Below are 13,322 nucleotides of genomic sequence, written 5' to 3' on the forward strand. Positions count from 1 at the left end.
CCCGCTTTTCCACCGTGGGATTGCCGCCGATGTCTGTTAACACTCTGGAGTCTGCTGATGCGCAACCGATTGCGCAGAAGCAAAACAGCGAACTGATTTACCGCCTTGAAGATCGTCCCCCGCTGCCACAAACCCTGTTTGCCGCCTGCCAGCACCTGCTGGCGATGTTCGTTGCGGTCATCACGCCGGCTCTGCTGATTTGCCAGGCGCTAGGGTTACCGGCGCAGGATACGCAACACATCATCAGTATGTCTCTGTTCGCTTCCGGCGTGGCCTCCATCATTCAAATTAAAGCCTGGGGTCCGGTGGGTTCAGGTTTGCTGTCGATTCAGGGCACCAGCTTTAACTTTGTGGCTCCGCTGATCATGGGCGGTACGGCACTGAAAACCGGCGGCGCAGATGTCCCGACGATGATGGCGGCGCTTTTCGGCACCCTGATGCTGGCAAGCTGCACAGAGATGTTCATCTCCCGCGTTCTGCACCTGGCGCGCCGGGTGATTACCCCGCTGGTCTCCGGCGTGGTGGTGATGATTATCGGCCTGTCGCTGATTCAGGTGGGTCTGACCTCCATCGGGGGCGGCTACGCGGCAATGAGCGACCATACCTTCGGCGCGCCGAAAAACCTGCTGCTGGCAGGCGTGGTGCTGGCGATCATTATTCTGCTTAACCGTCAGCGTAACCCGTACCTGCGCGTGGCATCGCTGGTGATCGCCATGGCGGCCGGTTACCTGCTGGCGTGGGCGCTGGGTATGCTCCCGGAGAACACCACCCCAACCAACAGCGCGTTGATTACCGTGCCAACGCCGCTCTACTATGGCCTGGGCATTGACTGGAGTCTGCTCCTGCCGCTGATGCTGGTCTTTATGATTACCTCGCTGGAAACCATTGGCGATATCACTGCCACCTCCGACGTGTCCGAGCAGCCGGTCTCCGGCCCGCTGTACATGAAACGTCTTAAAGGTGGCGTGCTGGCGAACGGACTGAACTCGTTTGTCTCGGCGGTGTTCAACACCTTCCCGAACTCCTGCTTCGGCCAGAACAACGGCGTGATCCAGCTGACCGGCGTGGCCAGCCGCTACGTGGGCTTCGTGGTGGCGCTGATGCTCGTGGTCCTCGGTCTGTTCCCCGCGGTAAGCGGATTTGTACAGCACATTCCCGAGCCGGTGCTGGGCGGCGCGACGCTGGTCATGTTCGGTACCATCGCGGCCTCCGGCGTGCGTATCGTCTCCCGCGAGCCGCTGAACCGCCGCGCAATCATGATTATTGCGCTGTCTCTCGCCGTAGGGCTTGGCGTCTCCCAGCAGCCGATGATTTTGCAGTTTGCCCCGGACTGGGTGAAAAACCTGCTCTCTTCCGGCATCGCCGCGGGCGGTATTACCGCTATCGTGCTGAATCTCATTTTCCCGCCTGAAAAGAACTGATCCCCACACGGCAGGCTGTCAATGCCTGCCGTGACATCTCTTTACACCATTCCCGCCTTGAGCATTGCGCATAAATCGTGCATAACACCCTTATGTGCGTTTCGCGGGAAGGAAGACCATGAAATTTATTGGAAAGCTGCTTATCTATCTTCTGGTAGCCCTGCTCATTGTAGTGCTCGCCTTTTATTTTCTGCTCCAGACCCGCTGGGGCGCATCGCAGGTCAGCAGCTGGATCACGGTGAATACCGATTACGAGCTCAACTTTGACCTGATGGATCACCGCTTTTCATCCCCTTCTCACATCCTTCTGGAAAACGTTACCTTCGGACGAGATGGCAAACCGGCCACGCTGGTCGCTAAAAAAGTGGATATTGGCTTAAGCAGCCGCCAGATCACCGACCCGCTGCATATGGATGCCATCACCCTGTTCGATGGCACGCTGAATTTATCGCCGCAGACGGCGCCGCTGCCGTTCCAGGCCGACCGTCTGCAACTGAATAACATGGCCTTTAACAGCCCGAATACGGAGTGGGATCTCAGTGCGCAAAAGGTGACCGGCGGCGTCAGCCCGTGGCAGCCCGAGGCGGGGAACGTACTGGGGAAAAATGCGCAAATCCAGATGAGCGCCGGGTCGCTCACCCTCAACGGCATACCGGCCAACAACGTGCTGATTCAGGGACAACTCAACGGCAAAGAGGTGGCGCTGAATACCATCGGTGCCGATATGGCGCGCGGCTCGCTTACGGGCTCGGCTCTGCGTAATGCCGACGGTGGCTGGGTTATCAACACCCTGCGTCTGAATGAGATCCGCCTGCAAAGCGACAAATCGCTGCTGGATTTCTTCGCCCCTCTCTCCACCCTGCCTTCGTTACAGATTGGGCGGCTGGAAGTGACCGATGCCCGTCTACAGGGGCCAGACTGGGCAGTAACCGACCTCGATCTCAGCCTGCGTAACCTCACCCTGAGTAAAGGTGACTGGCAAAGCCAGGAGGGACGGTTATCCATGAACGCCAGCGAATTTATCTACGGCTCGCTGCATCTGTTTGACCCTATCCTGAACGCGGAATTCTCCCCGCAGGGCATTGCGCTGCGTCAGTTCACCTCCCGCTGGGAAGGGGGCATGGTGCGCACCTCCGGCAACTGGCTGCGCGAGGGTCAGGCGCTGGTGCTGGACGACGTTGCGATTGCCGGGCTGGAATATACGCTTCCGGAAAACTGGAAAACGCTGTGGATGGACCCGCTCCCGGCATGGCTGAACAGCGTGACGCTGAAAAAATTCGGCCTGAGCCGCAACCTGGTGATCGACATCGATCCGGCGTTCCCGTGGCAGATCACCTCCCTCGACGGTTATGGCGCTAATTTGCGGCTGGCGCAGGATCACAAGTGGGGCGTGTGGGGCGGTAACGCAACCCTCAACGGGGCGGCAGCGACCTTTAACCGCGTCGACGTGCGTCGCCCGTCGCTGGCGCTGAATGCCAACGCCGCAACGGTAAATATTACCGACCTGAGCGCCTTTACCGAGAAAGGGATCCTGGAGGCGACCGCCACGGTTTCACAGCTGCCGCAGCGGCAGACCACCGTGAGCCTGAACGGGCGCGGTGTACCACTCAACGTCTTGCAGCAGTGGGGCTGGCCAGCGCTGCCGATTGCGGGCGACGGCAATATTCAGCTCACCGCCAGCGGAAGCGTGCAGGCGAATGCGCCGCTGAAGCCGACGGTGAACGGGAAGCTGAGCGCGGTGAATATGGATAAACAGCAGGTGCAACAGACCATGACCCGCGGGATGGTGTCGGCGGTGGCTCCGGCACAGTAAATAGCCGGGTGGCGGCTTCGCCTTACCCGGCCTACGATCTCATGTAGGCCCGGTAAGCGAAGCGCCACCGGGCATTTTTACGGCTCAGAGGTGCACCACCACCTCATCCCCCTCCGCTTTCACCACCACACCCCACTCGCTGCCCGCATGTGAACCGCCTTTTACGCCGCCGACCTTCTGCACGTTGCGCAAGCACACCGACCAGTTTTGCGCATCTCCCGTGCCGGTAAAGGTCACGACGTCGCCCTGACGTGACGCCTTCAGCGTAAACAACACGGAACCGTCCGCCGCAGGCACTTCACTCACCGCCGTTGCGCCATCGCTCAGGTTGAAAAGCTGGAAGGCCGTCCCCTCGTGCCACGCATAGTCCGGCTTCTGGTTATTATTGCCGAGCGCCAGCAGCGTGTTGTCGCGCACATAGACCGGCAGGCTCATGAAATCGTGCTGCTGCTTATGCCAGCGGCTACCCTCGATTTCGTCGTTGTGCCACAGGTGCGTCCAGCGCCCTTCCGGCAGGTAAAACTGCACATCGCCCGCCTCGGAGAACACCGGCGCCACCATCATTGAATCCCCCAGCATGTACTGACGGTCAAGATAGTCACACGCCGGATCGTCCGGGAACTCCAGCATCATCGCCCGCAGCATCGGCGTGCCGAACTCACGCGCCAGAGCCGCCTGACGATACAGGTACGGCATCAGCTGGCATTTCAGCTGCGTGAAGTGGCGCACCACGTCGCAGGACTCGTCATCGTACGCCCACGGCACGCGGTAGGATTTGCTGCCGTGCAGGCGGCTGTGGCTGGAGAACAGCCCGAACGCGCACCAGCGTTTGTAGACGTGCGCCGGAGCGGTGTTTTCGAACCCGCCGATATCGTGGCTCCAGAACCCGAAGCCGGACAGGCCAATCGACAGCCCGCCGCGCAGGCTTTCGGCCATCGATTCATAGTTGGCGTAGCAGTCGCCGCCCCAGTGTACCGGGAACTGTTGCGCCCCCACGGACGCGGAGCGGGCAAACAGCACCGCCTCTTCTTCTCCCACCGTCTCTTTCAGCACGTTCCACACCAGTTCGTTGTAGATGTAGGCGTAATGGTTGTGCATCTTCTGCGGATCGGAACCGTCAAACCACTGGACGTCCGTCGGGATACGCTCGCCGAAATCGGTCTTGAAGCAGTCGACTCCGATCTCCACCAGGCCTTTCAACTTGTCGGCGTACCACCGGCACGCGTCCGGGTTGGTGAAGTCGTAGATCGCCAGCCCCGGCTGCCATTTGTCCCACTGCCACAGGGAGCCGTCCGGGCGCTTCAGCAGGTAGCCCTTCTCTTTCAACTCGCGGAAGATCGGCGATTTCTGGCCGATGTACGGGTTGATCCACACGCAGACCTTCAGCCCTTTCTCTTTCAGGCGGCGGATCATCCCTTCCGGATCCGGGAAGGTCACCGGGTCCCACTCGAAGTCGCACCACTGGAAGGCCTTCATCCAGAAGCAGTCGAAGTGGAAGACGTGCAGCGGCAGGTCGCGCTCGGCCATGCCGTCGATAAAGCTGTTCACCGTGGCTTCGTCGTAGTTGGTGGTGAACGAGGTGGTGAGCCACAGGCCGAACGACCACGCAGGCGGCAGCGCCGGACGGCCAGTGAAGCGGGTATAGCGGTTCAGCACTTCTTTCGGCGTCGGGCCGTCGATCACAAAGTACTCGAGATATTCCCCTTCCACGCTGAACTGCACTTTGGACACTTTCTCGGAGCCGACTTCAAACGAGACGTTTTCCGGGTGATTCACCAGCACGCCGTAGCCGCGGTTGGTCAGGTAGAACGGGATGTTTTTGTAGGACTGCTCGGTGCTGGTGCCCCCGTCGCGGTTCCAGGTCTCGACCGTCTGACCGTTGCGCACCAGGGCGGTGAAGCGCTCGCCCAGGCCGTAGACCGTTTCCCCCACGCCCAGATCCAGACGTTCAAACACATAGTTGCGATCGGTATTGCTGTCCTGTACGTAGCCGTTGTTTTTCAGCTGGCTGCCGGTAATGCGCTGGCCGTTGCGCAGGAAATCCAGCGCCCAGAACTCGCCTTTGGTGACGCGCACGCTGACGCTGCCGCTTTTCAGCTCGGCAAACTCGGCGTTGTTTTCAATCTCAACTTTTACATCCTTCAGAACGTTCAGCGGATAGTGCGGGCCTTTATTCAGCGCGCCCTGGAAGTGCTCAATGCGCACCCCGACAATCCCTTCCTGCGGGGCAAACAGGCGCACCGTGAACATCAACGTGTCGAGCTGCCAGGTGCGTTCGCGCACGTCACGCGGCGCGACGTACACCACCAGGTCATTGCCCTGCTGCTCCACGTCGAACACCTGAACCGGATACGTCACGTTCAGGCCCGGTTGAATAAGCCAGTTTCCATCACTGATTTTCATGCTTTCGTCCTCTTAGTTCTGCAATTCTTTACTGACCGGCAGGTTTTCAAACTCCTGCTGATTGCGGCGCGCACCCTGCGCCAGCTCGCGCAGGATTTTGGTCAGGAAGGGGGTTTTCAGCGTGTAGTAGCGTTTGGCGATGATGGCGCTCAGCACGTAGCAGATCGCTGGTGCCAGCGTAAACAGGCCGATAATGATACTGATGGTCGCGCTGTTCTGGGTTTTGGCCGCCGCGTCGTAGCCGCCGCCTGCCAGCATCCAGCCGATCATCGCCCCGCCCAGCGCCAGGCCGAGCTTCAGCACGAACAGCGTGCCCGCAAAGCTGATGCCGGTCAGACGTTTGCCGTTGGTCCATTCGCCGTAGTCGACGGTATCGGACATCATTACCCACTGAATCGGCGTCACCAGCTGGTGCAGCACGCCGATAACGAAGATAAAGCCGAACATCAGTACGGTGGCATGCATCGGCACGAAGAACATCGCCACGCTGACCACCGCCAGCGCGGCGTTGGTCCACCAGAAGATGCTCACCTTGCACTTCCAGTCGGTGAGCGGTTTCGCCAGCGCGGAGCCGATCAGGTTACCGACGCAGTAGGTGGTGAGGAAGGCGACGAACACCTCCGGCGAGCCCATGATCCAGGTGCAGTAGTACATCATCGCGCCGCCGCGCACGCAGACGGCGAGGATGTTGAGGATGGTGAGCACGCCGACGATACGCCACTGGTCGTTTTGCCAGATGTCGCGCAGATCTTCCCGCATGGAGGTGGTGCTCGGTGGCACCTGGATGCGCTCTTTGGTGGTGAAGAAGCAGAACGCCAGCATCAGGAACGCGACCACCGACAGCACGGCGATCCCGCCCTGGAAGCCGAACGCTTTATCGTCGCCGCCAATCAGGTTCACCAGCGGCATCATCAGCACCGTGGAGAGCATGCCGCCCGCCGTCGCCACCACAAAGCGCCACGACTGAAGGGAGATACGCTGCGTCGGGTCGTTGGTGATCACGCCGCCCAGCGCGCAGTACGGGATGTTGACCACGGTATAGAGCAGGGTCAGCAGCGTGTAGGTGATGGCGGCGTAAACCATTTTGCCGTTGAGGCTCAGGTCCGGCGTGGTATACGCCAGCACGCAGACGATGCCGAACGGGATAGCGCCAAACAAAATCCATGGACGGAACTTGCCCCAGCGGCTGCGGGTGCGGTCGGCAATCAGCCCCATGCACGGGTCGGAGATCGCATCCAGCGCGCGGGCCAGCAGGAACATGGTGCCGACAAACCCGGCGGGAATACCAAAAATATCGGTGTAGAAAAACATCATATAAAGCATGACGTTATCAAAAATGATATGGCTGGCGGCGTCTCCCATGCCGTAGCCAATCTTCTCTTTTACTGACAGTACTTCGCTCATATTTTTATCCTTCACGCTGTAGGGGGCGCTGAGACCGGTTACCGTTTTTTAAACCATTGTTTCAGGAGCGGGTATTGCGTTTTCTGGTTAAGAGATTACGTTTCTTGTTTTTTGTGATCGGGATAAAAGTTGATGAGCACGAAATGCTAACCTGAGGATTTTCTTAAGAATTAGCTGAAACAGGGGGATTCAGGTCAAAAGAGAGGTGAAAAAAGTGGTGTGGGGTATGTGGTAAATGCCTGAAAGTAGCTATAATGCGCCCCGCCTCCATGTAGCAATGCAGGCGCGGAAGATCGTCATCTCCGGTGAGGTGGCTGGACTTCAAATCCAGTTGGGGACGCCAGCGTTCCCGGGCAGGTTCGACTCCTGTGATCTTCCGCCAAAATTTTAAATTCCCCCCATAAAATTCATTAGAAATTTAACTATCCTTCCTAAATACATTATTATAACACCTACTATCATTAAAATTAAGATTTAATAAAATGAGAATTACTAAAGCCAGAATTAACACAATGCGTTTTATTATCTCTGAATCCATAAGAATTGATGATGAGATTTTTAAAGCATTGAAAAATAAAAATTACAATGAATTTCTTCAAAAAGAGTATGGGGAAGGGTTGGCTGGATTAGGCATGTCTATAAGCTCACCGAATGATTTCACTGAAGAATATAAACATGACCCAAGAAGAGAAATAAAACTTTCTAACAAATCTAAATCTGCCATACTTCATATGCTAAATGAACTCATCAAAGAAGTAAACTTAGAGATGAACTCAACAACCAATGAGTTTTATATTGAATTTAAAAAGATATTTTATAATCATTTCTTTCTTGGTGATGGAAATATAGATCATGATGGTTGCCTTAAAATACTTAATGAAGTGGTCAATAGAATAAAAGACAGTCTACTCGACGAAGATTTTTATTTCCCGATACTAGCCAACGGTCTAGAAAAAGATGAGATAAATTTAGGTATCGCTTCGATCATTCCCAAAGAAAACATCTTCTCGGATATCCAACCCAATTTTACAACCGACGTAATTGAACTAGCCGAAGAGTTTTGTAATTCACAATTACATCCTTATAAACACTTCCTTAAAATAACCATAAAAAACTGCTCTAAAGAGAGAAGGAAGTATTTATCTAAGCAAATCGCCAACTTTATCGTTGGAATAATACAATTATTTAGTGAACATTTTCAAATAGATTCAGACGTGGTTGCTTTATCATTAAACCCGTATCCTAACTACGAGTCCTTTTACATTACAAATAATGATGATGGATACAATTATTGTTTTTCGAGCAAAGGAACAATTGTTCATAGCGCAGTGTTTTGGCAAAAATTCAAACAAGAGAATGCATCAGAACTTGGTAGCATAATAAAACAGATTATAATTCATGCAACAACCCCAAAATCGAATCCCGTTTTGGTGGATAGGCTCATAGATGCAATATTTATTTTTAGAAGTGCAATGCAAGATAATGATGACTCATCAAAAATCGTAAAACTAACTACAGCACTTGAACGCCTTGTAAACACACAAAAAGATAACATCACTTCCACATTTATAAGTAGAGTTACACTTCTGCTGAATATGTACCATAAAGACAACAGCGACTGGAGTAGCATAGCAAAAGAAATGTATAACTATCGCTCAGAAATCGTACATGGTTCATGGTCGCTTTATCGTCAAACAAAACCGTTATATGCCGGCCGATATAGTGAACTTACCAGCAAAGCTCTTATATCAGCATGTATAGGTTTCTTTCACGTTGGCTTAAAAAGAGAGGATGACATAAAGTTAATTAACTCTTTTTATGATTATCTTTCCAAAAATAACCAATCCTAACTTACATACCTAACCTTCAATCAGTAATTAAATCCCATTGGGAAATTAATCACCCTCTTGGTTCTTTTCCTTTCTTCCTTAGCGCTTCCCTCGCTAGTTCTTTCAACCAACTAGCAAGACTCACCCCTTCCTCAGCTGCCACTGCATCCAACTGTTCCTTCAATGCCGGATCAATACGCATCTTAAACTGCGGAGATTGCCCACCGCCTTTTGGTTTTTTTTCGCGCGATATGATTGACATGAGGCCACCTATCCATCTACTCTTAAACATATAGGAGGCCACCTAAACCTCCTGTATTTGCAACGCCCCGATGTGCGGGAACACAACCGGAGCGTCTAACCTCACCAACTATCAAGGAGTTGATTATGGCTGATTCGCATTCTACCCCAGACACAGACCAATCCGGAACCGAGCGTTCGTTAATTGTGGGATACCGCCCGAATGTTTACGACAAATCTACACCAAAAATCATCCTTTCCGGCAAGTGGCTGCGCGCGGCGGGGTTTGATACCGGACAGCAGGTCACGGTAAAGGTCATGAAAGGATGCATCGTTCTGGTGGCGTATAACGAGCAGGAGCAGAGGTTGCAGGATGATTATAAACGGACGAAAGCAAAGCTTATTGAGATAGAGAAAGCGCTTGCAGCGATCCAAATTCCACATGCTGGAAAGCGCCTCGCAAAATCAAATACAAACCATCTGGCTTAACGGCTGTTTCTGTCATACTACGAGCTTACAGGCATCAACCTTATGACGCGGAGGCAGCATGACATATGAGGAATTAATAAATTCGCCAGCCGGTGAGTTTGTCATGTTTGCCAGCAAGGATGGAAAAGTTCGCATTGAATGCCGCTTCGAAAGCGATACGTTGTGGCTCTCACAGGCCACGATCTGTGAGTTATACGGCAAAGCCAAAGCTACGATCAGCGGGCATATCAAGAATATTTTTGATGAGGGTGAACTGGTCGAAAATTCAGTTGTTCGGTTTTACCGAACAACTGCCAGCGATGGTAAAGTATACAACGTTCAATATTTTAGCCTGCCCGTTATTCTCACCATCGGCTATCGTCGGCTTATTAAAATGGGAAAAGCAGGCTAAGCGATAATTCCAGTACATGTTCGTTATTTAACGATATTCACCATTTTGATACTTGATACATTTTTTATGTCATTATTGTTCTTAAAATGGAAGAACAACCATAAATCAACTTTATACTTTTTTAATATCAATTCATACCACATATATCTCGCAACGATAACTTTCTTTTTAAGCAGGCAAAGTTCTTCAGCATTCCCATTTTGAATGGTAAGTCACAATTTAAGATATTAATGAAGCGTAGTTTCCCTCAGTCTTTAAAAGGAGATTGAGATGGCTATACCTGTTTACTTATGGCTTGAGGACGATGCAGGCCGGAAGATTAATGGATCTGTCGATATAAAGGATCGCGAAGGCTCAATAGAAGTGATTGAATTTATGCATTCAATAGAACAATCTATAGAGAAATTCTCCGGAAAAATCACTTCAAAACGTATTTGTAGCACCTATGCATTCATGAAAGAGATTGATTCCTCATCCTCATATCTATACAAGGCCTTGAGCACTGGACAAACACTAACAAGAGCAGAATTTATATTTTACAGGATCAACTATAACGGGCTCGAAGAGGCTTACTTTAAGACAACTTTAGAAAATGCAAGAGTAGTTCAAATTGAACCACTCATGTTTGACATTAAACTACCGCAAAACGAACGCTATACACATTGTGAATATGTAGATCTAACATATGAAAAAATAACATGGCATTACATAGATGGAAACATCATTCATTCTGATACCTGGAAGGAACGCGCTTAAGGAGAAAGTATGTCCTGGGAATATAATGTAAAAGAGCACAAATTTTATCTTGATGGTGTTTATCAGTTCGATGCAGATTATGCAGGAGCAAGTGGTTACAAAAACGATCCATCTCAAGAATGTGTAAAAAACAGTGGGCTTCTACCTCGAGGGAAATACACAATTGGTTCCCCTCATAATTCTGCCCACACAGGAAAATATACCCTCAGCCTCACGCCCTACTCGACAAATGATATGTGTGGCAGAGACTCATTTAAAATTCATGGCAAAAGCAGTTTGCACCCTGATGACTCTTCAGACGGCTGCATTATTGCTCCTTTGAGTGCGAGAAGAAGCATCTGGAAAAGCAACGATACGGTGTTGATTGTCAAATGAAGCGTTTAATTTGTTCATTGCCATTACTCGTTGCAGTCAGTTCGCACGTCTCAGCATCTGAAATGACCGGCTTCGCAACACAGTATTACGATGAAGACGGCTCGCTGACGGAAATTTCAACCATAGTGCCCCTTTCCCCGACCATCACGATCGGCAAGAAAACGGTTCAGATGGAAGTTACTCATCTGTCTCAGATTTTCAGTACATACGTGGAGAAAGACAGCTCCGCGCACTGGATCTGCCTTCATGACGACGATGGCACCAATTATTGGTTCATTTCAGATAACGAAATGGGTGCAGGGCTGTTAACTGCGCTAGCCATATCCAGGGATGGCATCCATAAAGAGTGTGTGAATACAACGGAACGAGTCAGTGTCTCAGTCTCTGGCGTTCCATTGTTAAATGCCACTCACGGGGATTTAGTTGAATTGTTCGGCAAAAAAACAATCGGCAACAGAAAAAAGATCCTGCTTTATCAGGAGACACCTGTACAGGATGGATTTGTTCAGAACAATACCGTCTCTTATTACTTTGATGGCGAAAAATTGCGCGGCGTAATTATCGGGCAAATAACCAGTAACTAGCTTGCAGGCTCCCTCTTTTACAGAAGAGGGCGTTAAGCCTGTCCACTCAACCGCATATGCAACAGCGGAAACGGATTCCCCTGCCCGTCCAGTTCCGAACGCCCGACCTGCTCAAACCCCATATGGCGATAAAACGCCACCCCCTGCGGATTCTGCTCGTTCACATCCACTTCATTTACGCCGAATTCTGCAATGGCATATTGCAGCAGCATTTTCCCGATACCCTTCCCCCGGCTCGCATCATCCACAAACAGCATTTCAATGCGATTTTTATCCACGCCCAAAAAGCCGTGAATAATACCCACGTCATCCCGGGCAATCACAACCCTGAGATTAGGCAAATATGCGTTGAGCAATAACGGACGCAGCGCCGCGATATCGCTTTCCTGCAAAAAGCGGTGCGTGGCGCGTACGGACGACTCCCAGACTGCGACGAGGCGTTCAAATTGCGAGGGGTGTGCGGCTTCTATTTTCATGGTGATATTCCGGTTGAGTAAAGTTTCAGGGCAGCAATGTAATGATATTCAGCTCTGCGACGTGCGCCACACCCCAGGCGTACAACCATACTCCGTCTGGAAATGACGAATAAAGTGCGCGCAGTCGCTGAATCCCATCCGCTGCGCAATATCCGTCACGCTTTGCTGCGAGTTCTTCAGCAGCCAGCAAGCATAGCGCAGCCTGGCGCTGCGGATAAATTCGCGGGCCGTTTTGCCGAATTCTGCGTGGAACAGGCGGTTGAGCTGGCGTTCACTCAATGCCACTTCTCGCGCAAGCCCGGCGGTGGTGAGCGGCCGGGTCAGGAACTGTTCAATCAGCATGACGGCGCGGCGCAACCGCGAGTCAGGGATAAGCGCAAGATTCGCCGGACGTGGGGTGGCAATTTCATGCGGAACGAGCGACAAACGCTGACAGGTGGTGCTGGCGATATCATCCCCGGCATGGGCGCGGATAAGCTCAGTTGCCAGCGTCAGGGTGGAAATACCGCCCGGGCAGGTCAGCACATCGCCATCGTCGATGAAATCATACCCTTGCTCAGCATAAACCAGCGGGAAAGCCTGCCGAAATGCATCAAGGTGGAAAGGATGGATGGACGCTCGTCGTTCATTCAGCAATCCTTCCTGTGCGAGGACAAAACTGCCGGTGCCAATGCCAATGAGCGGAACCCCGGCATGGTGGGCATGTGCCAGATACGCTTTATCCCCCTGATACCCTAAGTCCAGATACTGCAATTCACCGCCGATAACAGCAAGGTAGTTAAAACTGTCCGGCGGCGCATGGGTGGAATCCGGTCTCATGATAATCCCCGCATTGCTGATAATCGGGATATCAGGAAATTCACTTATCAGGCTGATTTTAAATGCTAATTTATCCTGAGCTTTCGCTGCATAACGCAGCGCCTCCAGCAATCCGGAGACGGCCAGGAGTGAATAACGGGGCCATAATATCAACCCAATATGCAGACACTTTTCCGGTACTGATTTTCCCCCATCGGAGGAGTCAAATACACTTTTCATTTACTTGCCAAATTTAAAATTAATTACATTATCGCAACATGATCTGTCGCACTTTATATTTCTAAGATAATGCTGATATTTTAAATCAAGCATAAATGAGACG

Annotated in this window: 12 protein-coding genes, 1 tRNA gene and 1 pseudogene; 9 read left to right on the plus strand and 5 right to left on the minus strand. The window is 52.0% G+C overall.

All coding sequences use genetic code 11. The features are described 5' to 3' along the window. The first annotated feature begins 29 nt into the window (after window positions 1-29). Both xanP and AM329_RS17545 read left to right on the plus strand, forming a co-directional pair. A complete protein-coding gene (gene xanP / locus AM329_RS17540; RefSeq protein WP_003860925.1) occupies window positions 30-1,421 on the plus strand; it encodes a xanthine/proton symporter XanP in 1,392 nt (463 codons plus the stop codon). Window positions 1,422-1,539: 118 nt separating this feature from the next. Further along, the gene (locus AM329_RS17545; RefSeq protein WP_032608188.1) at window positions 1,540-3,234 is read left to right on the plus strand and encodes an AsmA family protein; all 1,695 of its coding nucleotides are present in this window, start codon (window positions 1,540-1,542) and stop codon (window positions 3,232-3,234) included. A gap of 84 nt (window positions 3,235-3,318) precedes the next feature. Here AM329_RS17545 and yicI read toward each other — a convergent pair whose 3' ends face one another. After that, window positions 3,319-5,637 carry an alpha-xylosidase gene (gene yicI / locus AM329_RS17550; protein WP_032608187.1) on the minus strand — a complete coding sequence of 773 codons (2,319 nt, stop codon included), beginning with the start codon at window positions 5,635-5,637 and terminating at the stop codon, window positions 3,319-3,321. 12 nt (window positions 5,638-5,649) lie between these two features. Continuing rightward, entirely contained in the window at window positions 5,650-7,041 is a 1,392-nt protein-coding gene (locus AM329_RS17555; protein WP_032608186.1) for a glycoside-pentoside-hexuronide family transporter, read from the minus strand. 287 nt (window positions 7,042-7,328) lie between these two features. Here AM329_RS17555 and AM329_RS17560 point away from each other — a divergent pair. Both AM329_RS17560 and AM329_RS17565 read left to right on the plus strand, forming a co-directional pair. Continuing rightward, window positions 7,329-7,423 (plus strand) — tRNA-Sec (locus AM329_RS17560). Window positions 7,424-7,553: 130 nt separating this feature from the next. Continuing rightward, window positions 7,554-8,891, plus strand: coding sequence for a HEPN domain-containing protein (locus tag AM329_RS17565; RefSeq protein WP_047930337.1), 1,338 nt, complete (start codon window positions 7,554-7,556; stop codon window positions 8,889-8,891). Between the two features lie 49 nt (window positions 8,892-8,940). Here the strand turns inward: AM329_RS17565 and AM329_RS17570 are convergent, their stop codons facing one another. Continuing rightward, window positions 8,941-9,132, minus strand: coding sequence for a toxin-antitoxin system HicB family antitoxin (locus AM329_RS17570; protein WP_032610148.1), 192 nt, complete (start codon window positions 9,130-9,132; stop codon window positions 8,941-8,943). Window positions 9,133-9,257: 125 nt separating this feature from the next. Here AM329_RS17570 and AM329_RS17575 point away from each other — a divergent pair, with 125 nt between their 5' ends. From AM329_RS17575 to AM329_RS17595, 5 genes and pseudogenes are all read left to right on the plus strand, one after another. Beyond that, complete coding sequence (locus AM329_RS17575) at window positions 9,258-9,599, plus strand: SymE family type I addiction module toxin (protein WP_032608183.1); 342 nt, start codon at window positions 9,258-9,260, stop codon at window positions 9,597-9,599. A 58-nt stretch (window positions 9,600-9,657) separates the two neighbouring features. Further along, a pseudogene (locus AM329_RS17580) lies at window positions 9,658-9,960 on the plus strand (hydroxyacid dehydrogenase); the annotation flags it as partial. Window positions 9,961-10,260: 300 nt separating this feature from the next. Then, window positions 10,261-10,746 carry a type VI secretion system tube protein TssD gene (gene tssD / locus AM329_RS17585; protein WP_032608181.1) on the plus strand — a complete coding sequence of 162 codons (486 nt, stop codon included), beginning with the start codon at window positions 10,261-10,263 and terminating at the stop codon, window positions 10,744-10,746. A gap of 9 nt (window positions 10,747-10,755) precedes the next feature. Continuing rightward, window positions 10,756-11,121 carry a tlde1 domain-containing protein gene (locus AM329_RS17590; RefSeq protein WP_023323947.1) on the plus strand — a complete coding sequence of 122 codons (366 nt, stop codon included), beginning with the start codon at window positions 10,756-10,758 and terminating at the stop codon, window positions 11,119-11,121. Further along, window positions 11,118-11,705 (plus strand): hypothetical protein, encoded by a 588-nt coding sequence (locus AM329_RS17595; RefSeq protein ID WP_223831759.1) that lies wholly within the window; start codon window positions 11,118-11,120, stop codon window positions 11,703-11,705. Before AM329_RS17590 ends, AM329_RS17595 begins: the two co-directional genes overlap by 4 nt. A 32-nt stretch (window positions 11,706-11,737) precedes the next feature. Here the strand turns inward: AM329_RS17595 and AM329_RS17600 are convergent, their stop codons facing one another. Beyond that, on the minus strand, window positions 11,738-12,181 hold the full coding sequence (locus AM329_RS17600; RefSeq protein ID WP_017383639.1) for a GNAT family N-acetyltransferase: 444 nt from the start codon (window positions 12,179-12,181) through the stop codon (window positions 11,738-11,740). 48 nt (window positions 12,182-12,229) lie between these two features. After that, complete coding sequence (locus AM329_RS17605) at window positions 12,230-13,000, minus strand: GlxA family transcriptional regulator (RefSeq protein ID WP_263740538.1); 771 nt, start codon at window positions 12,998-13,000, stop codon at window positions 12,230-12,232. Window positions 13,001-13,322: the final 322 nt, after the last annotated feature.

Origin of the sequence: Enterobacter cloacae complex sp. AR_0002 (assembly GCF_001922365.1) — a bacterium.
GTDB classification, from domain to species: Bacteria; Pseudomonadota; Gammaproteobacteria; order Enterobacterales; family Enterobacteriaceae; genus Enterobacter; species Enterobacter hormaechei_C.